General features: G+C 61.9%; 21 protein-coding genes. 12 read left to right on the forward strand and 9 right to left on the reverse strand.

Translation table 11 applies throughout. The features are described 5' to 3' along the window. The first annotated feature begins 6 nt into the window (after window positions 1-6). On the forward strand, window positions 7-561 hold the full coding sequence (locus tag MRX98_RS06990; RefSeq protein ID WP_246904352.1) for an HD domain-containing protein: 555 nt from the start codon (window positions 7-9) through the stop codon (window positions 559-561). Between the two features lie 24 nt (window positions 562-585). Continuing rightward, window positions 586-1407 (forward strand): bifunctional hydroxymethylpyrimidine kinase/phosphomethylpyrimidine kinase, encoded by an 822-nt coding sequence (gene thiD, locus MRX98_RS06995; protein ID WP_246904371.1) that lies wholly within the window; start codon window positions 586-588, stop codon window positions 1405-1407. A gap of 8 nt (window positions 1408-1415) precedes the next feature. On the opposite strand, the gene MRX98_RS07000 is transcribed toward thiD, so the two are convergent. Continuing rightward, window positions 1416-1856 carry a toxin-antitoxin system YwqK family antitoxin gene (locus MRX98_RS07000; RefSeq protein WP_246904374.1) on the reverse strand — a complete coding sequence of 147 codons (441 nt, stop codon included), beginning with the start codon at window positions 1854-1856 and terminating at the stop codon, window positions 1416-1418. 278 nt (window positions 1857-2134) lie between these two features. On the opposite strand from MRX98_RS07000, the gene MRX98_RS07005 reads away from it, so the two are divergent. The 7 genes from MRX98_RS07005 to phoU all read left to right on the forward strand — a co-directional run bounded on the left by MRX98_RS07005 (window position 2135) and on the right by phoU (window position 7188). After that, window positions 2135-2608, forward strand: a complete 474-nt coding sequence (locus tag MRX98_RS07005) for a Fur family transcriptional regulator (protein ID WP_246904376.1) — start codon at window positions 2135-2137, stop codon at window positions 2606-2608. A gap of 133 nt (window positions 2609-2741) precedes the next feature. Further along, the gene (locus MRX98_RS07010) at window positions 2742-2951 is read left to right on the forward strand and encodes a hypothetical protein (protein ID WP_246904379.1); all 210 of its coding nucleotides are present in this window, start codon (window positions 2742-2744) and stop codon (window positions 2949-2951) included. Window positions 2952-3041: 90 nt separating this feature from the next. Next, complete coding sequence (gene prxU, locus MRX98_RS07015; RefSeq protein WP_246904381.1) at window positions 3042-3764, forward strand: thioredoxin-dependent peroxiredoxin; 723 nt, start codon at window positions 3042-3044, stop codon at window positions 3762-3764. A gap of 372 nt (window positions 3765-4136) precedes the next feature. After that, entirely contained in the window at window positions 4137-4994 is an 858-nt protein-coding gene (locus MRX98_RS07020; RefSeq protein WP_246904383.1) for an NAD(+)/NADH kinase, read from the forward strand. Between the two features lie 164 nt (window positions 4995-5158). Then, entirely contained in the window at window positions 5159-5959 is an 801-nt protein-coding gene (locus MRX98_RS07025) for a hypothetical protein (protein ID WP_246904384.1), read from the forward strand. A gap of 22 nt (window positions 5960-5981) precedes the next feature. Next, entirely contained in the window at window positions 5982-6371 is a 390-nt protein-coding gene (locus tag MRX98_RS07030) for a tetratricopeptide repeat protein (RefSeq protein WP_246904386.1), read from the forward strand. A gap of 154 nt (window positions 6372-6525) precedes the next feature. Next, complete coding sequence (gene phoU / locus MRX98_RS07035; RefSeq protein WP_246904389.1) at window positions 6526-7188, forward strand: phosphate signaling complex protein PhoU; 663 nt, start codon at window positions 6526-6528, stop codon at window positions 7186-7188. 327 nt (window positions 7189-7515) lie between these two features. On the opposite strand, the gene MRX98_RS07040 is transcribed toward phoU, so the two are convergent. From MRX98_RS07040 to MRX98_RS07075, 8 genes are all read right to left on the reverse strand, one after another. Next, entirely contained in the window at window positions 7516-8019 is a 504-nt protein-coding gene (locus MRX98_RS07040; protein ID WP_246904392.1) for a hypothetical protein, read from the reverse strand. Window positions 8020-8046: 27 nt separating this feature from the next. Continuing rightward, window positions 8047-8931 carry a phosphate ABC transporter ATP-binding protein PstB gene (gene pstB, locus MRX98_RS07045; protein ID WP_246904398.1) on the reverse strand — a complete coding sequence of 295 codons (885 nt, stop codon included), beginning with the start codon at window positions 8929-8931 and terminating at the stop codon, window positions 8047-8049. Between the two features lie 9 nt (window positions 8932-8940). Continuing rightward, on the reverse strand, window positions 8941-10716 hold the full coding sequence (gene pstA / locus MRX98_RS07050; RefSeq protein ID WP_246904399.1) for a phosphate ABC transporter permease PstA: 1776 nt from the start codon (window positions 10714-10716) through the stop codon (window positions 8941-8943). Then, window positions 10713-13310, reverse strand: coding sequence for an ABC transporter permease subunit (locus MRX98_RS07055; protein ID WP_246904401.1), 2598 nt, complete (start codon window positions 13308-13310; stop codon window positions 10713-10715). The genes pstA and MRX98_RS07055 overlap by 4 nt, the downstream gene beginning before the upstream one ends. Before the next feature lie 270 nt (window positions 13311-13580). Beyond that, window positions 13581-14564, reverse strand: coding sequence for a PstS family phosphate ABC transporter substrate-binding protein (locus tag MRX98_RS07060; RefSeq protein WP_246904403.1), 984 nt, complete (start codon window positions 14562-14564; stop codon window positions 13581-13583). Window positions 14565-14709: 145 nt separating this feature from the next. Next, window positions 14710-15507, reverse strand: a complete 798-nt coding sequence (locus MRX98_RS07065) for a glycerophosphodiester phosphodiesterase (RefSeq protein ID WP_246904405.1) — start codon at window positions 15505-15507, stop codon at window positions 14710-14712. 12 nt (window positions 15508-15519) lie between these two features. After that, window positions 15520-15990, reverse strand: coding sequence for a universal stress protein (locus MRX98_RS07070; RefSeq protein WP_246904408.1), 471 nt, complete (start codon window positions 15988-15990; stop codon window positions 15520-15522). 135 nt (window positions 15991-16125) lie between these two features. Further along, window positions 16126-18282, reverse strand: a complete 2157-nt coding sequence (locus MRX98_RS07075) for a cation:proton antiporter domain-containing protein (protein ID WP_246904423.1) — start codon at window positions 18280-18282, stop codon at window positions 16126-16128. Between the two features lie 363 nt (window positions 18283-18645). On the opposite strand from MRX98_RS07075, the gene MRX98_RS07080 reads away from it, so the two are divergent. From MRX98_RS07080 to MRX98_RS07090, 3 genes are all read left to right on the forward strand, one after another. Continuing rightward, entirely contained in the window at window positions 18646-21774 is a 3129-nt protein-coding gene (locus MRX98_RS07080) for a PAS domain S-box protein (protein WP_246904425.1), read from the forward strand. Between the two features lie 150 nt (window positions 21775-21924). Then, window positions 21925-22725, forward strand: coding sequence for an SDR family NAD(P)-dependent oxidoreductase (locus MRX98_RS07085; RefSeq protein ID WP_246904426.1), 801 nt, complete (start codon window positions 21925-21927; stop codon window positions 22723-22725). 52 nt (window positions 22726-22777) lie between these two features. Beyond that, entirely contained in the window at window positions 22778-23506 is a 729-nt protein-coding gene (locus tag MRX98_RS07090; protein ID WP_246904429.1) for an ABC transporter ATP-binding protein, read from the forward strand. The last annotated feature ends 1 nt before the right edge of the window (window position 23507 follow it).

A 23507-nucleotide genomic window follows, 5' to 3' on the forward strand; every position in this document is an offset into this window, starting at 1 on the left:
GGATCCATGCCGGACGTCGAGGCGATCATCAACGAAAACTGCCGCCGCGGGTCGCGGTTGGCCGATCTGCTGCGGCGCCACGGCGCCCAGGTGCGGGACAAGGCCTTGGCCGTGGCCGACCGGGTGGCCCACCTGCAGCCCGACCGGGACTTCCTCGCCCAGGCGGCCATGCTGCACGACATCGGCATCGTTTGGACGGCGGCGCCGCGGATTCACTGCCATGGCGCCCATCCCTACGTGTGCCACGGCGTGATTGGGCGCCACCTTCTGCTGCAGTACGGCCTGACGGCTCATGGTTGGGTGTGCGAACGGCATGTGGGGGTCGGATTGACGGCCGAGGAGATCATCGCCCGCCGTTTGCCGCTGCCCGTGCGGGACATGCGGCCGGTCACCCTGGAGGAGATCATCATCTGCTATGCGGACAAGTTCTTTTCCAAAAGCGGCGGCGGCAAGGCACACACATTGGACGAAGTGCTGGCCGACCTGGCGCGGTTCGGCCGGGTCCAGGCCGATCGTTTCCTGGGTTGGCATCGGCAGCTGAACCTGGATGCACCTCATTAACAACGAAGCACAAGGGTATCCCACTTGCGAGTTGCATTGACCATTGCCGGATCGGACAGTTGCGGCGGGGCGGGTATTCAGGCCGACCTCAAGACCTTTCAGGCCCTGGGGGTTTTCGGGATGAGCGCCGTCACGGCGGTGACCGTGCAAAACACCCGGAAAGTGTACGCGGTGCAGGAAATGACCCCGCAGGTGGTCCATGACCAGATTGTCCGCCTTTTCGAGGACATCGCCATCCAGGCCGTCAAAATCGGCATGGTGGCAAGCGTGGCGCTGATTGAAGCCATCGCCGCGGCCCTGGAGGGGGTGGACCGTCCGCCGGTGGTGCTCGATCCGGTGATGATATCCAAGAGCGGTTACCCCCTGCTCAACCAGGATGCCCGACAGGCCCTGGTCGCCCGGCTGTTCCCCCTGGCGGAGGTGGTGACCCCTAACCGCCACGAGGTGGAGGCGTTGTTGGGCGAACCCATTGCCGACGAAGCCGGGATGCGCGATGCCGCCCGCAGGCTCAGCGACCTGGGGGCCCCCAAGGTTGTGGTCAAAGGGGGGCACATGTCCGGTGAAGAGGCGACCGATATCGTGTTTGATGGCCGGGATTACCACCGATTGACCCACCCGCGGGTGGCCACCCGCAACACCCACGGCACCGGATGTACCTTTTCGGCGGCCATTGCCGCCGGCCTGGCCCGGGGCTGCACTTTCTTCGATGCGGTGCGCAAGGCCAAGGCCTACGTCTCCGGGGCCATCGCCCACGCCTTGCCCATCGGCAAGGGGCACGGACCGACCCATCACTTTTACGATTTATATGCCAGGGCCGGGGTGCGAACAGACCGTTGCGACGATTGAGGCGGGCACTATCCGTCGTTGCGTGAGCCGTCCGCGTTCCAGAACATCTCTCCCTTGGCGCCGCCGCGGAAGCCATCCACGAAGTGCAGCCGGGCCTTGATTTGCCCGTTGGGATGGTATTGGGTCACCACTCCGTGGAGCAGCCCGCCGGTGTACGGCTCAATGCTCTCCAACTGGCCGTCGGGATAATAAAAATAGCTGCGGCCGTCCAAGAGCCCTTTTTTGTAGCTCTTTTTGTATTCGAACGGAAAATTGCGGTAGCCTTCGTATCGGCCCCGGCCGGTGACCACCCCGCTGAACGGTTTTTGGGATCCCTTGCGGTACATGATCCCATTGCGCTCAATGGCTTCGGACGCCTCCATTTTCGCGCCGCACCCCGATAGATGCACAAACAAAAACAAGGCCGCCAGACATGCGGCCCATCCCGGTCCAATGCGTTTGGTGATCATTTTTTCTCCCAGTTTTTCCTTTGTGCATCGTATCGGTTGTTGTGCGGAAAACTTAAGTTAGAGGGCCCTGCGGGGCCCTGCGAGGCCCTGCGGGCAGTTTTAAGTTTTAAGTTAAGGTATTCTATCGATTGGATTATTTTGGTTTTGGTGGGGTTCGATGCGGGGATGGGTTGTTTTTTGAGCGGTGTTTTTTTGGGGTGGGATTTGGTGTTTGACAAAGATGATAATTGTTACTAATCGATAAGATATATACTTGATGGACAGAGGAGGATCGGTGCGTGGCCGATGGCAAGGGACGATATGCTCAAATTGTTCAGAAGCTCAAGACGCATGGGCATCATCTGACGCCCCAGCGTTTGGCGATCATTAAGGCGATTGTCGAAAGCGACCGGCATCCCAGTGTTGAAGAGATCCACGCCCGGCTGCGCAAGACCTTTCCCACCATGAGTTTGGCGACGGTCTATCGCAATGTGATGTTGCTCAAATCCCTGGGGGAGGTGCTGGCCCTGGGCTTTCCCGACGGCAGCAACCGCTACGACGGCCGGCATCCCTTCCCCCATCCCCATGTGGTTTGCGTGCGGTGCAAAAAAATCGTCGACCCCGAATTGCAAAGCGGCCGGGAACTGGCCCGTGCGGTGGGCGATGCCACGGGTTTTCGCATCCTGAGCCACCGGTTGGATTTTTTCGGCATCTGTAGGGATTGCGAGGCCGCCGGCAAGAAGGGTTGCGGTGCCGGCCAGGCGGCAAAGTAGTTTCCCGGTAGGTTTGCCGATGCGCGAATACAGCGCTCAACGGCTTGCCATACCACAGTAAACAACGGCGGGGGCGTCTTTGCAGAGGCGCCTGCGGCGATAACCCCGCGACGTGAAAAGGAGGTTTTTCATTATGGTTGAGAAGAAATTCAAACAGGTGTGCGAGTGCAAGAATTGCGGCAATGAAGCGGAAATGGAAGTGACGTGCACCCTTGCCGAAGATGTGGCGGAGGCGCAACCGAAAGTCGTTGCCGAGGCCGAAGGCCATATCAAGGGCCACGCGGTCTGCACCCATTGCGGTGGCGAGGCCGATATCTGGCTGGATGTGCCCCTGAAGCCCTGACACCAAACTTGTCCACCCCGCCCCTGCCTGCGGATTGCGGCCCGGACGGGGCGCTGACGGGTGGACGGCAACCAGCCAAAGGAGGTTCATATGGCGGAAGAGATGGCGGTGGGATGTGCCCGCCCGACCGGGGGGCCGGTCGGAGAGGCGGTGGCGCCGGAAACATCAACCCCGGAAAAAGCACCCGTAAAGGAGGTGGCACCCATGATCAAACTCGGAAAAAAAGCGCCTGATTTTGCCGCTCCGGCGTATTTGCAGGGAAAGTTCGTTTCGGTCAAACTCTCGGAGTACTTGGGTAAATGGGTGCTGTTGTGTTTTTATCCGGGTGATTTCACCTTTGTCTGAGCGACGGAGATTTCGGCAGTTGCCGAAAAACACGCAGAATTTCAGAAACTGGGTGTGGAAATTCTCTCCATGAGCATCGACAGCGTTTTCGTGCACAAGATGTGGAACGACAACGAGCTTTCCAAAATGGTCCAGGGCGGCGTTCCCTTCCCCATGCTGTCGGATGGCGGCGGTCGTGTGGGTAAGGTTTACGGTGTCTATGACGAGGACGCCGGAGTGGAGATGCGGGGCCGTTTCATCATCGATCCCGAAGGGGTGATCCAGGGTTATGAGATGCTGACCCCACCGGTGGGGCGCAATATTCAGGAGAGCATTCGCCAGGTGCAGGCCTTCCAGGTGGTGCGAGACAGCAAAGGCGCCGAAGCCACGCCATCGGGATGGCGGCCCGGCAAGACCACTCTCAAGCCGGGACCGGACCTGGTGGGCAAGGTGTGGGAAGTGTGGAAAACCGGCATGGCCTTCGATTAGTCGGATAAGGCGTTCGATCGGATTTGTTCAGCCGAAGGCGGGGGCGTCCCGTCGCTCCCGCCGGGTCGCTGAATGAAATGGAGAACGCTGGTCACCGCTGGTGTAGGGGCACGGCACGCCGTGCCCTGTTCGGGAGGATCGGATCTTATTGGGCACGGCGTGCCGTGCCCCTACGGGTTTGGGGCCGGTCCGACAATCCTGCCAAGCCAGTAAACCCGTTCCCCCGATATGGTTGAAAAGAGACACGAGATGTGGCTATTAAGGGCCGACGAAGCGACGGCGGTTCGGGTGGGTTCGTGCCATCCATGCCGCTGACCTGCCATCAAAAACAACTCCCGCCGGCCGCAGCATGGTCCGGGAAAGGATGTGCCCATGGCCAGGATCGTCGGATTGATCGTCAAACCGGACCCCGCTGCCAGACGGCATGCGGATCGGTTGGAAGCATGGTTGAGCGATAACGGTTGCCGGGTGTTGCGCCTGCAAAGCGACGCCGCACCGCCGTCCGTTGCGCCTTCCGCATCCGAGACCATCGATGATGACCTGTTTTGCGTGGTCGTGCTGGGTGGGGACGGGACATTCCTCAGCGCGGTGCGTTGGATGGGCGACCGCCAGGTGCCTATTTTTGGCATCAAGTTCGGTGAAGTCGGGTTTCTGGCCGAGGCCGCGGAAGAGCAGATGCAGGCGGCCATGGAAGCCATTTTGCACAACCGCTTCGTCACGCGGCCGCGCATGCGCCTGACGGTGGAGGTGTGGCGCGATGACCGTCAGGTGGCCCGGGAAACGGTGTTCAACGATGTGGTGATCAACAAGGGCGCCCTGGCCCGCTTGGCCCTGATCAAGACCCATGTGGACGATCGCTATCTGACCGATTATCGCGCCGATGGATTGATCGTCGCAACCCCCACCGGGTCCACGGCTTATTCCCTGGCCGCCGGTGGACCGATTATGCATCCGGCCGTTGCGGGCATCATCTTGAGCCCCATCTGCCCGTTCACTCTGACCAACCGCCCCCTGATCGTGCCCGAGAGTGCGACCATCCAAATGCAATTGGCCGAAAGAACAGCAGACATCATGTTGACCTTCGACGGCCAGGTGGGAATGCCCATCGACGATCACCACATCATCCGCGTTTGCAAGGCCGACATTCCCGTACAATTGATCACTTTGCCCGGCCGCGACTATTTCGACGTGTTGCGCAACAAATTGCGCTGGAGCGGCTATCGCCAGTGAGGGTTTGACATACCGCGGGGCTTCCCCTATAGTGGCCGCAATCGTCGCACCCGAAATCATAACCGATTACACTATCGAATAAGATGCGCTTACGGCCCCTTCACTGCTCCGTGCTCCTGTTTTGTATCTGGTCTGTGGTGAGCAACGCCGGAGCCGCCGGTCTCTTGGTGGAACCCCTTCCCACGGGGGTCATCCATTGGAGCCGGGGCGCCATCGTGGCCAGTGGTCAGGCGGTGATGCCTGACGAGACCGCTTTTGAAGGCGAGTGCAACGCGCAGCTGCGCGGGCAAGCCCATGCCGCGGCGGTGGCGAACCTGTCGCAAGCCTTGGCCATGGTGCCCGTGGATGCCGTCCGCTCGGCGGGGGACATGTTCGTGGGTGATGACAAGATGGCCGCCCGCTTGGCGGGGATGGCGCAGGCGGCACCGGTGATTGACGAGGTGTGCCAAGCCGATGGCCGGTTGGTGCTGACTATCCAAATGTCACTGCTGGGCAGCTTCGCGCAATTGATGCTGCCTGACGATATCAAGCAAGTGGAGCCGATTCGGGCGATGCCTAGGGAAAGCGGCCCTGAGGCGCTTCGACAGCCGGAATCCGGCGCAGAACCGAAGCAGACGGATCCCGGTGTGTTTTCCGGCCTGGTGGTGGATGCGCGCGGCATCGGCGCCCGACCGGCGATGGTACCGACATTGATGGACGAAAGCGGTCGTGTCGTTTACGGCCCGCCCTTCATCAGCCGTTCCCAGGCGGTGCATCACGGGGCGTGCCTCTATTTGCGCGTTCTTGAGGATCGTGAAACGCACCCCCGTGTGGCGCCGCGCCCCCTGTGGGTCAAGGGCCTGCATACGCCTCCGGAGCGGCCCAGCGATATCGTGATCAGTAACGCCGATGCCGCCCGCCTGCACGGTGCATCGGCCAATCTCACCTTTTTGAGAGCCTGTCGCGTGATTGTGCTTTTGGACTGACGGTTACACATGGAGTGACACCATGACGCGGTTACATATGGGTTGGTTGTTGTTGTTTTTGATTTTGGTGGGCTGCGGCCCGGAAACCATCTTCGTGCGCCCCTTTCTGGATACACCGGAGCAGCATGTGCGCAACGGTGAGATCTTGCTGCGCCAGTACAAATGGGAGGACGCCGTCCGGGAGTTCCAACGGGCTGTGGAGCTGGATCCTGATTATACGGTTGCTTACGTGGGGCTGGGGGTTGCTTATGCCCAGCACGATGAATGGGAAAGAGGTCTGCAAATGCTCTCCAAGGCAGACACCCTGGCGCAAAACCAGGAAGAACGCGCTGCGGTCGAGAATGGTTGGGCAAAGTTCCGCCAGCTGCGCCAGGATCGCAATCTTCCCCCCTTGGAGCGATCCACGCCTTGATCCACCTTCTGTGGTGGCCGGCCCTAACCAAATTCTAACCGAAATCAAATATTCCCCACACAATAGCGCGCTATCTTCCGCTTTCATACCCATTCATTGAAAATGCAGGCGCCGGCCCGGGTCTGATTCTTCTTTCACTATCGGAGGCATGCGGATGTCCAAGCATTTGCGCAGAGAATTGGAAAAGGTCAAGAAGCAAACCCTGTCATTGGGGGCTTTGGTGGAGGAGCGGGCCCGGATGGCGGTGCAGGCCGTGGAAAATCGGGATGACGCCCTCGCGCATAAAATCATCGATCTCGATTGGGAAGTGGATGAAATGGAGGTGGAGATCGAGGAGGATTGCCTTAAGATCCTGGCGCTGTACCAGCCGGTGGCCGTGGATCTGCGTTTTCTGATCGCCACCATCAAGATCAACAACGACCTGGAACGCATCGGTGACGAGGCCGTCAACATCGCCGAGCGGCTGGTGGTGATGGCCAAGCGCCCGCCCATGACCTTTGTGTTCGATTACACCCCCATGGCCGAAAAAGTGCAGGCCATGCTCAAGATGAGCCTGGATGCCTTGGTCAATCTGGATTTGAACCTGGCGTTCAACGTGATCACCATGGACGACGAAGTGGATGCCATCCAGGCCCAGGCCTATGATCGCATCAAGGAGGCCATCAAGGAACATCCCGATCGGGTCGGTTACTTGATCAATCTACTGCTGGTCTCCCGCCACCTGGAACGCCTGGCCGATCACAGCACCAACATCGCCGAAGAGGTGATCTATCTGATCGAGGGCGAGATCGTACGCCACGGGGTGCGGACGATATAGAAAAAAAGTTTTAAGTTTTAAGTGTTAAGTTTTAAGTTGAAGGAATTCTATCGATTTTAGATGGTTGGGTTGGTTGGTGTGTTGTGTTTGTTGGGTTGATGGGCAGCGATCAATCGCAATCGAAAAGCGATTAGAGATGCATTTCGGGGTTGATCCTCAAGGCAATCGTCAACCTTTCATTCTGATACATCCCCCGTAGGGGCACGGCATGCCGTGCCCGGGATATCGATGGGCAAATGTTTGTCCTGCCAGCCCTCCGGATAAGCAATAGGGTGTATGACGCCCGACCCATCGAAGATGGGCCGGGCTTCGTTTGGTATTGTTTTGTTATTGGGCGGCGTGGTAGGCGTCCAGGGTTTCGGCGTCGGGGGCCTTGAGGGTCATGCCCAGGGGGCCGGCGGCGGGGCGTACCACGAACTTGGCCAGTTCGCCCTTGGCCTCGAAATCGGCCAGCGCCGCATCTCCTTCACGGAACACCCACAGGCGGCCCTCTTCCAGGAAAGTGACAAAGCCCGGCGTGCGGGTCATATAGTGCACGATGGTGTCGCTGTCCGGCGCCTTGAGGGTTTTGCCCTCGGGACCGGCGCCGGGGCGCACCACGAATTTGGCCAGCTCCCCTTTCTCCCTGAAATCAGCCAATTCCTTGGCATCGGCCTGGAAGACCCAGATGCGGCCCTCTTCGTCGAAGGTGACGAATCCGTCCTTGGGGTGCGGCCCGGCGGTGGCCGGCGCCGGATCGGCGGCCCGGGTGGCGGCGGCGGATTGGCAGCCGGCCAGGCCGAAAACAAGCAAGCAGACGGTCAACAGATGGATGGTCCAACGTGGGTGCATGGTTTTTCTCCTTGATGGGGTGGGTGGTTAACCGAAACGTCCCGTGACGTAGTCCTGGGTTTCTTGCAGCAACGGTTTCTGGAACAGGGTTTCCGTAGGGCCGTACTCCACCACGTGGCCCAGGTACATGAAGGCCGTGTAGTCACTGGATCGGGCGGCCTGCTGCATGTTGTGGGTCACGATGAGGATGGTGTAGTCCCCTTTCAACTGGTCGATCAGCTCTTCGATTTTATTGGTGGCCAGCGGATCGAGGGCGGAGCAGGGCTCGTCCATCAGCAGCACGTCCGGCTCGGCCGAAATGGCCCGTGCGATGCAGAGTCGCTGCTGCTGACCGCCGGACAATCCCAGGGCGCTCTCGTGCAAGCGGTCCTTGACCTCTTCCCACAAGGCCGCCCCCCGCAGGCTGCGTTCGCACACCTCGTCCAGCACCCCGTGATTGCGCTCGCCGTCGATGCGCAGGGGGTAGATCACGTTTTCATAAATACTCATGGGAAAAGGGTTGGATTTCTGGAACACCATGCCCATGCGCTTGCGCAGCTCGATCACGTCCACCGAAGGTTCGTATATCGAGCGGCCGTTGAGGATCATGTCGCCGCTGATGCGCACCGAATCGATCAGGTCGTTGAGGCGGTTGACCGAGCGCAGCAGGGTGGATTTGCCGCAGCCCGACGGCCCGATCATGGCGGTTACCTTGCCCCGGGGGATGGAGAAGTTGATGTCGAACAGTGCCTGGGCCTCGCCGTACCAGAGGCGGAAGTCGCGGATGTCCAGCACGCTGTCTTCATCGTGGATCGCCGGATGAATTTCGGCCGGCACCGATCCGCCGTTGGCGATCACCTGCAGACGGTCGGAGACGCCGGAGGGCGGGTTGGGTGAGTTTATTGCTTTTTTGTTTGAGTTTGTTGGGTTCATGGGGCCTCCTTAGAAGACGCCGGAGATGAATTTTTTGCGCAGGCGGTTGCGCAAGAGCACCGCGCCCAGGTTGAGGGAGGCGATGATGACGATCAATAGCAGCGTAGTGGTGAATACCATGGGCTTGGCGGCTTCGCTGTTCTGGCTTTGGAAGCCCAGGTCGAAGATGTGAAAGCCCAGGTGCATGAAGCTGCGCTCGGGGTGCAAAAAGGGAAAAATCGTGTCCACGGGCAGCTCGGGCGCCAGCTTGACCGCGCCCACCAGCATCAGGGGCGCCACCTCGCCGGCGCCGCGGGCCATGGCCAGGATCATGCCGGTCATGATGCCGGGCATGGCCCGCGGCAGCACGATGCGTTTGATGGTCTGCCACTTGCTGGCGCCGCAGGCGTAGGAGCCTTCCCGCATGGATCCCGGTACCGCCGCCAGGGCCTCCTCGGTGGCCACGATCACCACCGGCAAGGTCAGCAGCGCCAGGGTGAGCGAAGCCCACAAAATGCCGCCGGTGCCGTAGGTGGGGCTGGGCAGCTTGGCCGAAAAGAAAAGCTGGTCGATGGTGCCGCCCACGAAGTAGCAGAAGAATCCCAGCCCGAAAACGCCGAAGACGATGCTCGGCACTCCGGCCAGGTTGTTGATGGCGATGCGCACCGCGCTGATCAAGGGGCCGGCCTTGGCGTATTCGCGCAGGTAGAGGGCCGCCAGCACGCCGAAGGGCACCACCGCCAGGGACATGACCAGGGTCATCACCACGGTGCCGAAAATGGCCGGAAAAACGCCGCCCTCGCTGTTTGCTTCCCGTGGATCGTCGCTGAAGAACTCCCACCAGCGGGAGAGATAGATGGAGGTCTTCTCCAGCAGCGACAGCCGGTTGGCCGGAAAGGCGCGCACGATCTCTTCCAGGGCGAGGTTCTTTTCCTGGCCGTCGGCGGTGACCAGACGCAACTGATAGCGGCTGTTTTCCGTGTTCAGGGCGTTGATTTGCTCACGAAGTCGGGCGGTCTCGATCTGGGACCGCCGCTGCACTGTTTCAAGACGTTCCAGGGCCGCCGCATACCGGGCGGCGTCGGGGCCGTGTTGGAGCAGCGCCGTGCGCATCTCCAGGCGGGCTTTTTCCTCCTGGCGGTTGAGTTTGCCGATGGCGTGGGTTTCCAGGTGGCGCCGCTGGCGCCAGCGCTTGCGGATTTCGTTGTGGTGGGCTTCATAGCGCTCCCACACCTCGGCCGGTGTGTCGGCCACCACGGCGCCATCCACCAGGAAAGCGGCTGGAAAGCCGTAGAAGCGGCCCCAGGAGAGCCGTTCCACCGTCACGGCCCAATCCGGCCGCCGCTCGTCGCGGATCATGAAGTCGCTGAACCAGTTGAAGTGGTCGCCGGTGAGCTCGAAGTTGCCGATGCGCACCAGCCGGCGGTGGGCCGTGCCGTCATTGGCCGCTACCGTGCGACGGGCCTGTTGTGCCACCTCCGGTGCCAGTTGCGTGAACACGGTAGCCGCCGGCGCGAACGTTTCTTCGCGGGTGACCTCCCCCATGAAGGTGCGATCTTCCAGGGTGGTGATTTGTACCAAGGGTGCCGGCCAGAACGTGGTGATGCCCTGGTGGAAGATCAGCGCCAGCAGCCCGATGATCATCACCAGGCAGATGGTCAGGGCGCCCCCGGTGAGCCAAAGCATCGGCTCCCCGTAGGCCAGCAGCGAACTGCTGGAGCGCTGTGCGCGGCGCCGGGGGGCCCTGGGGGCGCCGCCGCTTGGCACATCGTCCGTTTGCGGCGTCGCGGCTGGATTCGAATTCATAGCTCGAAAGCCTTTCGGCGGAAGCGCAAACGCACGGTTTCCGCCACGGTATTGATGACGAAGGTCATCAGAAACAAAGTCAGCGCCGCGAGAAACAAAGTGCGGTAGTGGGTGCTGAACTGTACCGCTTCAGGCAGCTCCACGGCGATGTTGGCCGACAGGGTGCGGAAACCGTTGAAGATGTTCCAGTCCAGCACCGGCGTGTTGCCTGCGGCCATCAGCACGATCATGGTTTCGCCCACCGCACGGCCCAGTCCGATCATCACCGCGCTGAACAGGCCGCTCATGGCCGTGGGGATGATGATGCGGATGGCGGTCTGCCAGGGGGTGGCGCCGCAGCCCAGGGAGGCGGCCCGCAAATGCTCGGGAACGGCGGAAAGGGCGTCCTCGGAGATGGTGTAGATGATGGGAATGACCGCAAAGCCCATCACGAAGCCCACCACCAGGGCGTTGCGCTGCACGTAAGTGTCCACGAAACCGCCGCGCGGATCGATGCCCAGCAGGGTGAGCAGGCCGGACAGGGTCAGTGAAAAACCCAGGGTCAGCAGGATGCCGCACGAAAACTTAATAAGGTCCACGGTGGCCAGCTTCCGGTGGCTCCAGCCCGCGGAGTAGCTCCGCAGATAGGGGTTGAGCATGCGGGCGAAGGCGATGCCGACACCGATGGCGCACAGCGGCAGAAAGAGGATCATCCAGCCGCCGGTGCCGGTGCCCAATCGACCGGTGAGCCAACCTTTGATATCGCCGGCATAGAACCAGGTTTCAACGAGGGGTCCCAGCCAGGCGGCCATCAGCAGACCCAGGGGCAGGGTGGCCAGGTAGATCAGCAGCCGGTAGCGGGCCAGGCGGGTGTGCAGCGTTTTGGGCAGCATCTGCCACACATAGGCCCCTAACAAAAAGGACACGGGCAGGGTGACGAAGGCGGTCAGAATGTGGGGCACCACGTTTTCCACGAAGGGTGCGAACACCAGGGCCGCCAGAAAGCCGAGCACCACGCTGGGCAGGCTGGCCATCATCTCGATGGTCGGCTTTACCGTGGATTTGATGCGCGGGTGCATGAATTCGCTGGTGTAGACCGCCGCCAGCAAAGCCAGTGGAACGCCGAAGAGCATGGAGTAGACCGTGGCCTTGAGGGTGCCGAAGATCAGCGGGTAGAGACCGTATTTGGGCTCGAAATCATCGGTGGCGCCCGAAGATTGCCACACATGCCGCGGTTGGGAATACCCCTCGTACCATACCGGTGTGAAGAGCGTGGCCAGGGTGGCCTCCGGGTGGCCGGGGCGCACCTGCCAGCGGGTGATGGCCGCGCCGCCGGCGCTGACCACCGCGTCGTCTTTGGGGGTCATGGCCAGGGCGGTCACAGCGGGTTTGTCGGCCGGCTCGGTCTGCACCAGCAACTGGTCGCTGGTCACATGAAAGACGCGCAGCGTGCCGTCTGCGTAACCGGCCGCCAGCATGCGCGAGCGCAAGGAGGGGGAGAGGGTGGTCACCGGGGCGCCTTGTCCGGGCAGATCATGGGACAACACGAGGGTGGTGCCGTCCACGGTGCGGGCCTGCTCGGGCCGGACCCGGAACCAGGTGCGCACCCGGCCCAGGGAGTCCCCCGCCACCAGGGTGGCCTTGCCGATCATGAATTCCAGGGCGGTCAGCGAGGCACCCTCGACGCCCAGCAGCTCGACACTTTCGGCCAGCACCGGCGTATCGATGGTGCGGGCGTCGAACCGCTGCAGGTGGCCGTCGGCCCACACCAGATAGACGGTGTCCGCGATGCCCGACAGGCGCAGGTAGGCCGGCGCGCCTTTGCCCGGCGGCATCGGCACTTCGATATTGCCGCCGCTGAGCGTGGTGGTGGTCTTGCCCGTGAGCAGGTTGCGCCGCTGGGTGACCCGCTGGATGCGCAGGTGGCCATCGGCGGTGTAGGCGGCGATGGTGGGTCCCGACGGTCGCACCGATTGATCCATCAGCAGGATGGCGGCCGGATCGTCGAAATAGAACGGCTCGCCGATCTCCATGGTCAATTGTTGGGCGCGAAACTGGCCCTCGGGGGTCACCTGGATGACGCCCCCGGCGTAATCGGCCATGGCCCCTTTTTCCAGTGCCCTGATCTCGGCGGGCAAGGCATCCGGATGCGGAAAGTCGGTCCCGAAACGGATGGTGCCCAGGCGGACGGCGCCATCGGCAAACCCGAAGGCCGCCTGACCGAGCCGGGGTTCGAACACATGGGCCGTGGGCGCGCCGTCCGGGAAGGGGGTCTGCCGATCGAGCACCCGGCCGTTGTCCAGCCGGATGATATCAATGGCACCGTCCGGATAATAGAGCCAGCTCATCACCTGGTATTCGTCCACCGCCATGTGCACCGGCGCGGTCCCGTTCGTCGGCCACGATGCCGGGATGGCCCCGCGCTGTTCGATGGCCGCGTCCTTGAACAGCGGTACCACCACAATGGCCAGGAAGATGAACACCAGCGAGACCGAAATGATGGTCCCGAAACCACCGAGGGAAATCAGCAGTTTGGCCACCTTGTCGGCCATCAGCACGGACCGTCGGGTGACCCGCTCGCGGTGGCGGCCGGTGTAGGATGGTTTTTGATTCATGGTATGCGTCCGCCCGGAAAGCCGCTGCGCTTTGCCTGGCCCTTTTCTGTCTATCTTGTGTCCATCCGGAAACGGCGTCTTGCGAGCCATCCCTGGGTTCTTGCGCTTTTGAAATCCGCGACGTCGCCGCAGGGGCACGGCATGCCGTGCCCCTGCGTTTGCGGTTTCAAAATGGCTGCGGCCTTCCGGCGCCCCCGGCAGCGATGCGAAGGGGGATTCGCAAGTGGCCGCTGCCAAAAGGGCGCCCGATGGTTAACCGGTTGCCGGGCGCTATTGAATACCGACCGTCGCCAGGTCCTCCTCGGCGATCAGGGCCGGCACCGGGTAGTAGCCGTCCTTGACCACATCTTCCTGGCCCTGGCGGCTGAAGATGTAGCGCACGAACTCCCGGCGCAGGGGATCGAGTTGGCTGCCCGGCCGATGGTTGATGTACACATAGAGAAATCGGGCCAGGGGATATTCGCCCGTGTAGGCGTTTTCCGGAGAGGCTTCCACCGGTGTGCCGTCGGCCGTCGGGCTCAGGGCCACCACGCGCACATCCGCCGTTCGGTAGCCGATGCCGCTGTAGCCGATACCGAATTTGTCCCGTGCCACGCCCTGCACCACCGATGAGCTGCCGGGCTGTTCCTTGACCTCATCCTTATAATCCCCGCCGAACAACGCATTCTCCTTGAAGAAGCCGTAGGTCCCCGAAGCCGCGTTGCGGCCGTAGAGGCTGATGGGGGCGTTGGCCCACTCGCCGGTCAGGCCCAGATCGCCCCAGGTACGGATGTCCTTGGTGGCCCCGCCCCGGCGGCCCTTGGAGAAAATGGCGTCCAGCTGCTGCAGGGAGAGGCCCTGGATCGGATTGTCCTTGTTCACGTAAACCGCCAGCATGTCGATGCTGGTGCGCAACGCCGTCGGCTTGTAACCGTAGCGCTTTTCGAAATCGTCGATCTCCTTGGCCTTCATGGCGCGGCTCATGGGGCCGAACTGGGCCGTGCCGGCAATCAGGGCCACGGGTGCCGTTGACGAGCCCTTGCCCTCGATTTCGATCTGCACATTGGGGTAGAAGGAGAGAAAGCCTTCGGCCCAAAGGGTCATTTCGTTGTTCATGGAGTCGGAGCCCACGCTTTTGATGCTGCCCGACACGCCGGACACCGGGGTGTAGCCCTTGAGATCCGGATCCACCATCTGCGCCACGGCCGGCACGGTTACCATCAGGATCACCGCCAGGCCCGCCAAAATTCCCTTGAAAAGTTGTTTGCTCTGCATGATGTCGACTGCTCCTTTTATTGGAAGATGTTTCGGTTCATTCAAACCTGGCGCCAATATGCAGACAGATTGTTAGGCGGGCATAAGGGAATTGTTAGATTACTGTTAGAATAAGGGGCGATGCCGATGGCGGGGGGATACGGGTTTATCGGGGTGGGTGCAGGAATCGCTGCAAGTGGTGGGCGTTGTTGGAGAAGATCCAGTCCACGCCACGTTGGATCTCGCGGTAAAGGCAGTTGCGGGAGGCGGCGAAGCCGGTGCCGATGCGTTGTCCCAGGGCGTGGTGGCGGCGTATCAGGGCGGTGCGCATCAGGGCGAAGTGGCTGCACACCCCGCCCCAGCGGTGGGCCGCTACCCAGCGGCTGAAGCCGTCGGGCCAGTGGTAGGCGATGGCGATGCGGGCGGAAGGCGGAAAACCGGCCATGGGCGCCAGGGTGCCCGGCGCCAGGGCCATCAGGTGAAAGGCGGTTGCGGGTTGCAGGGGCGCCAGCACTTCCTGCAGGGTTTGGTTACGGGTGGCGGGATCGGGTCGGGTGACCGGCTTGATCTCCAGCATCAGGTGCAACCGGCCGCCGAAGCGCGTCACCACCTCGGACAAGGCCGGCACGGCGGGGGCCTCGCGCCGCAATTGTCGCCAGGTCAGTGTGTCGACGCCGGCGGGTACGCCGTGGAGCCGCGCCAGATCGGGGTCGTGGAGTACCACCGGCACCGCGTCGCGGGTCCAGCGCACATCCAGCTCGATGCCCCAGACACCGGCGTCGGCGGCCTGCTCAAAGGCCGCCAGGGTGTTTTCCAACACCGTGATGTTGTCGTGGGCGCCCCGGTGGGCCACCAGCCGGCCGTCCGCCAGACGTTGGGCGGACGGCCGGCGCCGGGGCCAATACCGGAACAGAAAATCGGTGATGCGCACATACCCTTGTTCGATGGCTGCAATGTCGCGCATGGGCAAGGGCCGTCAGGTCACAATCAAAACGGAGACATCCTTGGCGCCGTTGAGCACTTTTTGCGAGACGCTGCCCATGAAAAACTCCTTGATGCCCGACATGCCACGGCGGCCGATGACGATCAGGTCGTAGCCCTTTTCGGCTTCCGTCAAAATATCCCGGGCCACCCCCGAATGCTTGTCCTGAATCTTGATGCTGATGTTGTCGGCACTGAAACCGGCGTTGACCAAATGCTCCTTGCTCTTTTTCATGGCCTCTTTGACCAGTTCCCGCTTCTTGTCTTCCAAGGCGCAAAAGCTGGCCTGCTGCACCTTGAACAAGGGAATCAGCTCCGGGCTGTCCATTTGGCACAGGGTGGCCGTGTCGAGCATCACATTCAGCAAGGTGATCTGGTTGTCGGCGGCAAAGGTGCTCGCCACAAAACCGACCGCCCGCAGCGCGTTTTCGGAATCGTCGATGGGAATCAAGATCTTCTTGGCCATGGTGTCTCTCCTTCGGTTTGTATGTGTTCGTAAAGGCGTGTGCCGATCAAGACATCGGCCGGCCGGACCTGCAGGTGTGTGTCGACACATACCCACTTTAGACGCGAACCTGCCGGATTGTCCATCCTTTCCCGCTCAGAGCATCTTCTTTTCGTTGAGGGCCGCCACCGCCCGGCCGTGGCCGATAACGATCAGGCCGTCGCCCGGGGCCAGCGCTTCGGTGGGGGCGGGGGTGGTGATTTTTTCCTTGCCGCGCCGGATGCCGACCACGGTGACCCCGTGCTTTTGCCGGAAACGGGCCTCGGCCAGGGTTTGTCCGGCCAGGGGCGAGTCCTCGGCAATGTGGATTTCGGTGGCCACGAACCGTTTGGTGCTATCTTTGTCGTCGGCTGTTTGGGATTGATTGAGCAGGGTCTCGGCGCGGCGCAAGGCTTCGGCGGGACCCATGATGACCAAGCGGTCGCCGGGAAAGATGCGAAAGTCGGGCTGCAGATCATAATGGACCTGCCCGGCGCGGCTGACCGCCAGGATCGAAACACCGGTTTCGGCACGCAGGGGGATGTCCCGCAGGGCTTGGCCGGCGACGGCGGTGCCGGTGCGCACCCGCACTTCACCAAAGGCGATGGGCCAGTCCACCTTTTCGGGCAGCACGTCCATGGCATGGGTCAGGGCGTCGGCGGCTTGCTCGGCGGCGTCCACGAAGGGGCGGAAGGTAACATGGGCGCCGGCCTTTTCAAAGCGTTCGGCCTCCTCTGCGTCGCCGGCGGTCAACGCTGTCTTGCCGGTGTACCCCAAGGCCTGAAGGCGCTCGAGCAGGGAGAGGTTGACCAGCGGGGAGCGAATGGTGCTCACCACCCAGCGGGCGCGTGTGAGAGGCAGGTGTTCGTGTACTTCAGGGTCCATTATGTCGGCATAGAGCACCGGCAGGCCCCGTTTGCGCCATTTATCCAGGGCGCCGGGATCGAAGTCGACGCCGAGCAGTGTTTTCCCGCGGCCCAGCAGGTAGGCGACCAGGCTGCTGCCGTAATTGCCCAGCCCCACCACAATCACATCCACCGTGGGAACGGTCTCGAGCGTGTCGATGGCGGTTTCGCGATGGGGATTGCGGCGCTCGAAAATTTTCAAGGGGCCGGCAAGGCGCTGATACAGGGGCCCGGAGTAGAGAATCAGGTAGGTGGAGGCGAAGATGGTGGCCACGCCCACTAGGGTGATCAGGCCCATGGTTTCCTCGTTGATGTGGCCGATGCTCAGGCCCAAAGCGGCCACGATCAGCGAAAATTCGCTTATTTGGGCCACAGTCAGGCCGGCCAGGAACCCGGTGCGCCGCCGGTAGCCCATGAACCCCATGATGGCCAGCACGATCAGGGGGTTGCCGATGAGCACGAAGATGGAGAGCAAGAGGGCCGGCAACACCTGGTCGCCGACGGTGGACCAGTCCAGGCGGGCACCCAGGTCGATGAAGAAAAAGAGCAGCAGAAAATCGCGCAGGGTGGTCAGCCGGGCGCCGATGGCGTCGCGGAAGCCGGTGGAGGCCAGGGAAATGCCGGCCAGAAACGCCCCCACCTCCTTGCTGAATCCAAGGAGTTCGCTGCCGGCGCCGAGGCAGACGGCCCAGGCGATGGCAAAGAGGGTCAAGATCTCCTGGGAGTGGGCCAGTCGCCGGGTGAGGCCGGGCAGCACGAATCGCATCAACAATCCCACCGTCGTCAGTAGGGCCAAACCCTTGAAAACGATGAACAGCGAGGACCACAGCACCGAACCGCCTTCCACCACCCGGGTGCCGAAGGTGGTGAGCAGCACCAGGGCCAGGATGGCGGCGATGTCCTGCACAATCAGAAAGCCCACGGCGATCTGGCCGTGCAGGGCGTCGATCTCCTTCTTGTCCGACAACAATTTGACGATGATGATGGTGCTGGAGAAGGTGAGCGCCACGGCCACATAGGCCGCGCAGATCAGGTCCATGCCCAGGGCCAGGGCGATGCCGAAGCCGATGGCCGAGGTGAAAATGATTTGGCCCAAACCCGTCGCCAGGGCCACCGGGCCGGTGGTGCGGATCAGGTTGAGGTCCAGTTTGAGGCCCACGATGAACAGCAGCAGGGCGATGCCGATATGGGCCAGCAGATCGATCTGCTCGTAACTGGCGATGATGCCCAGCACGGCCGGTCCCGCCAGGATGCCGGCCACCAGGAACATGATGATCAGCGGTTGGCGCAGTTTCTGTCCCACGACGCCCAGCACGGTGGCCAAACTCAGGATGGCCGCGATTTCCAGGAAGGTGTCGGCAAACGGCACGGATTACGCTCCTTTCGGGATCTGTAACGAGGCCGGCGGCGCGATTTTTACTCAGAACGGCATTGTGGATCCCTTTGGCGTGGCCTTGATGCGATCCAGAAACCGCCGTCTCGGAAGCAATACCAGTTATCACAGAGCGCAGAAAATGTCATCTCGCCCTCCTCCCACCCCCGCACACACACATCTAAGCGATAGAATTCATTAACTTAAAACTTAACACTTAAAACTTAAAACTGCTTTTGTGATCCCTGCTCAAGCAACGCGGGTGAATTGCCGATACAGACATGAGGAGGAAGAGCCGCGGTCTGCCGTCCCGCAGGGGTTCCCGTCGGGGCCTGGCGGGATCGGTGGCGGGAGGAGGTTATGAACGACTGCCCGGACAGGGAAGCGCTGTTGCGCAGGATAACGGAACTCGAGGAGGAGGTGCGCCGGCTGAAGCGTCTATCGGGTGCGGACAGCGAAAAGCACCATCAAGTTTTGCAGAACATTCAGGAGGGCTACTATGAGCTGGATTTGAAGGGCAACATTCTTGCCTTCAATGAGGCGGCGCTTGCCCTGATGGGCTATGCCCCCCATGAGCTGGTCGGCATGAATTTCCGCAACTACACCTCGCCCGCTACGGCCCACCGCATGTTCAAGGTGTTCCACCACATCTACCGGACAGGCGATCCGGGCCGCATGGTCGATTACGATGTGATTCACAAGGACGGCTCGGTCAAAATCCACGAACTCTCCGCCGGACTGATGCGCGACCCGGAAGGCATGGCGGTCGGTTTCCAGGTGATTTTCCATGACGTGACCGCGTGCAAACAGGCCGAGAACCGTTTGAAAAAAAGCGAGGAGCGCTTCAGCACCATTTTGGATGCCATGGGAGAAGCCTATTTCGAGTGCGACCTGGACGGCAACTTCACCTATGTCAACGAGGCGCAGTGTAGGATTGTCGGCTATGCCCGGGACCAACTGCTCACCATGAACCATCGGGAATGCGCCGCCGCCGAAACGGCCAAACGCGCCTTCGAAGTGTTCAATGCCATTTATCGAACAGGCGCGCAGCAAAGCATCCCGGATCACGAAGTGCTCAGGAAGGATGGCAAGAAAATCATCGTCGAACTTAGGGCCTCCCTCCTGCACGGCGAAAACGGCGAAGCGATCGGCTTCAGGGGGTTGGCGCGGGATGTCACCCGCAGAATCACCGCGGAACGGGCGCTGCAGGACAATGAGCGCAAGTACCGGTTACTGGCGGAAAACTTGCGGGATGTGATCTGTGTGTTGGATGCGGCGCTGAAACCCGTATATGTCAGTCCGTCGGTGAAGCAACTGCGGGGCTACACCCCCGAGGAGGCGGTGCGCCAGACGCTGGATCAGGTCCTTGCGCCGGCATCCTATCACAAGGCCATGGCGATGTTCGACAAGCAGTGGCGGGCGCTGCCTGCGAAAAGCATTCCGGGAAAGGACTGGCAGATCAATCTCGACCTGGAGATGGTGTGCAAGGACGGCACCACGGTCTGGACGGAAGTCACGCTGAACATCCTGTTCGATGATGAGGGCCGGCCGAAGGGGCTGTTGGGCATCGTCCACGACATCAGCGACAGGAAAGCCGCCGAGGCAGCGCTCCGGGATAGTGAAGAGCGCTATCGCACCATCTTCGAGCACACGGCCACGGCCAATATCATCGTGGCCGGGGACACCACCATTTTGCTGGCCAACTCCAATTTCGAGCGCATCACCGGCTATGCCCGCGCGGATGTGGAAAACAAAATGAGTTGGACCGACTTCGTGGTGGCGGAAGACCTGGCACGCATGCAACAGCGGCACATGCAGCGGCGCCGCGATCCCGGATCGGTTGCCGGCAGTTACGAATTCAGGGGGCGGATCCGCTCGGGGGAGGTGCGCGACTTTTTTATGAGCGTTGCCATGATCCCCGAAACCAGCGAAAGCGTGGCCTCCCTCATCGACATCACCGATCGCAACAAGGCGCAGCAAGACTTGCGGCAGAGCGAGGAGCGGTTTCGCGACCTGGCCAGACTGCTGCCGGAGACGGTGTTCGAGACCAACGCCGACGGACAACTCACCTTCGTCAACGAAATTTCCTTTGAGCGGTTCGGTTATACCCCAGCGGATATGGACACAGGGATCCACATTCTGGATGTCCTGGCACCGGAAAGCCATGAAAAGGCCGTGACCAACCACGGGCGCGTGATGGCGGGCGAGCGGCTGGGGCTGGTCGAATACACCGCCCTCAAAAAGGACGGCACCCGGTTTCCGGTGCTGATTCACTCCACGCCCATCTCTCGCGACGGCGTTCAATCCGGTCTCAGGGGGTTTCTCATCGACATCTCGGAAAAGAAGCAGCTTGAAGCGCAGCTCATGCGATCCGAGAAGTTGGAGGCCATCGGCACCCTGGCCGGAGGCATGGCCCACGACTTCAACAACCTGCTCATGGGCCTGCTGGGCAACATCACCCTCATGCTGACGGAGCTGGACGCATCCCATCCCTTTCACGACCGGCTCAAAAACATGGAGACCTATGTGCAGCACGGCGCCGACCTCACCCGGCAGCTGCTGGGGTTCGCCCGCGGCGGCAAGTATGAGGTGCAGCCCACGGATTTGGGGGCCTTCGTGGCCAAGAGCGCCGAGTTGTTCGGGCGCACCAAAAAAGAGATTCGCATGCACTGCAAGGTGGAAGAATCGCTGTGGCCCGCCGAGGTGGATCGGGGCCAGCTGGAACAGGTGATGCTCAACCTGTTCATCAACGCCTGGCAGGCCATGCCGGGTGGCGGCGATCTGTACCTCTCCGTTGAGAATGCGACATTGGATCGGCAAGAGGCCGGCCCTTGCGACACCCCCGGAGGCCGGTTCGTCAAAATCACCGTCACCGACACGGGGGTCGGCATGGCCGAGGAGACCAAGGCGCGCATTTTCGAGCCCTTCTTTTCCACCAAGCCGCGCGGCCGCGGCACGGGGCTCGGCCTGGCGTCGGCCTACGGCATCGTCAAGAACCACGGCGGCTTCGTCGTGGTGGAAAGCGAAACAGCAGTGGGCACCACCTTCATGGTGTACCTGCCGGCATCGACCCGGTCGGTCGAGCAGGTGTGCCAGGTGACGGATCCGGTTCAAAACGGCAAGGAAACGGTGCTGCTCATCGACGACGAGCAGATGATCCTGGATGTGGGCAGCGACATGCTCGCAGGCCTCGGGTACAAGGTGTTCACCGCCGCCGGCGGTCGACAGGGAATCGATGTTTTCGACCAGAACAAGGCGGCCATCGACCTTGTGATTTTGGATATGATCATGCCCGATGGAGGGGGGCGCGACACCTTCGTCGCCCTTCGCCGCAGTGCACCGGATGTCAAGGTCCTGCTCTCCAGCGGCTACAGCATCGACGGCCAGGCCGAGGAGATTCTGGCCCAAGGCTGCAAAGGGTTCATCCAGAAGCCTTTTTCCATGGCCGCGCTTTCGCAAAAGGTGCGTCAGGCCATCGGCGAATCTTGACCCCCCCGCGAACCGTGCCGTAAGATGGCCATGACAGCCAATGCCGGATATATGATCGGCAACAGATGATTCGGCACCGCTATCGGAAACAACGGGCGGACTACCCTGATAGCCCGCTGCAACGGTATGTTGCAGCGCCAAGGAGGCCTCATGGCGCAGGAAGGTGAAGGCACGGCTTACGTTATCACCGGCACGACCCGAGGTATCGGCAAGGCGCTGGCCGACGCGGTGGCGGAACGCGGACAGCCGCTTTTTTCCATCTCCCGGGCGCCCGAAGGGCCGCTGGCGGGCGGGTGGAATTTCGCCTGCGATTTGCGTTTCGCCGAACAGATCGACCAAGCCATGGCGCGCTTGACGACAACCCTGGAGGAGGCGCGCTGCCGCCAGGTGGTGTTGATCTGCAATGCCGGTGTGCTGGGTCCCGTGGGGTTTATCCACCGCTTGTCCCCCGAGAGGATGGCCGAGCATGTGCAGGTCAACCTGTTGGCACCGCTGCAGCTCATGGGGTGCTTCATTGCGGACAGTGCCGCCCGGGCATGCCCGCGGCGCATCGTACTGATCACCTCGGGCGCGGGGCGCCACCCCTATGCCGGCTGGTCCCTCTACTGCGCCGCCAAAGCCGGTTTGGACATGGCCATGCGGTGTATCGCCCTGGAACAGGGCACACGCCCCGATGGGGTGGGCGTATGCGCGGTGGCTCCCGGCGTGGTGGCTACGGACATGCAGAAGGAGATCCGCGACGCCGACGATGCCGATTTTCCCAACCGGTCCCGGTTCATTGAATTTCAGGAGAGTGGCGGTCTGGCGTCTCCCCGGAGCGTCGCCGAGACATTGCTGGATCTGGACGGCAGCGGGCAGTTGGTTTCCGGCGGGCTGTACGACCTGAGGGATGTGAATCGTGAAGGGGGAACCCCGACCATCGCGCCCCGCAACCGCTTGGATGCCGGGTAGTGTGTCGGAGACCGCACGTCTTTTTATATCTTTGCCAGTGGAAGATGCCGTCATGACCCACTCCCCCGGTACGATGCCCGAAGTCGTTTTTCAGACCCGCGGACTGACCAAGGTTTACGAGATGGGCGAGGTGCGGGTGCACGCCCTGCGGGGGATCGACCTGGCACTCTATTCCGGTGAGCTGGTGGTGCTGCTGGGCGCTTCGGGCAGCGGCAAATCCACGCTGGTGAACATTCTCGGCGGGCTCGACACCGCCACCGACGGAGAGGTGTTCTACCAAACGCAGAACCTGACCCTGGCCGATGATCGTGCGCTGACCGAATACCGCCGCCACCATGTGGGCTTCGTCTTCCAGTTCTACAACCTGATCCCCAGCCTCACGGCACGGGAGAATGTGGCCATCGTCACCGAGATCGCCCGCGATCCCATGACCCCCGAGGCGGCCCTGGATTTGGTGGGACTGGGTGATCGCCGGGACCATTTCCCCGCCCAATTGTCCGGCGGCCAGCAGCAGCGCGTGGCCATCGCCCGGGCCATCGCCAAACAACCAAGCGTGCTGCTGTGCGACGAGCCCACCGGCGCCCTGGACTCCCAAACCGGTATCATCGTGCTGGAGGCCCTGGAGCGGGTCAACCGCGAATTGGGCGCCACCACGGTGGTGATCACCCACAACGCGGTGCAGGCCGAGATGGCGCAGCGGGTGATCTGTTTGAGTGATGGGCGGGTGACCGACATCCGCCGCAACACCGCCATAAAGGCGGCCCGGGACTTGACATGGTAGA

Source organism: Desulfatitalea alkaliphila, assembly GCF_022968795.1.
GTDB classification, from domain to species: Bacteria; Desulfobacterota; Desulfobacteria; order Desulfobacterales; family Desulfosarcinaceae; genus Desulfatitalea; species Desulfatitalea alkaliphila.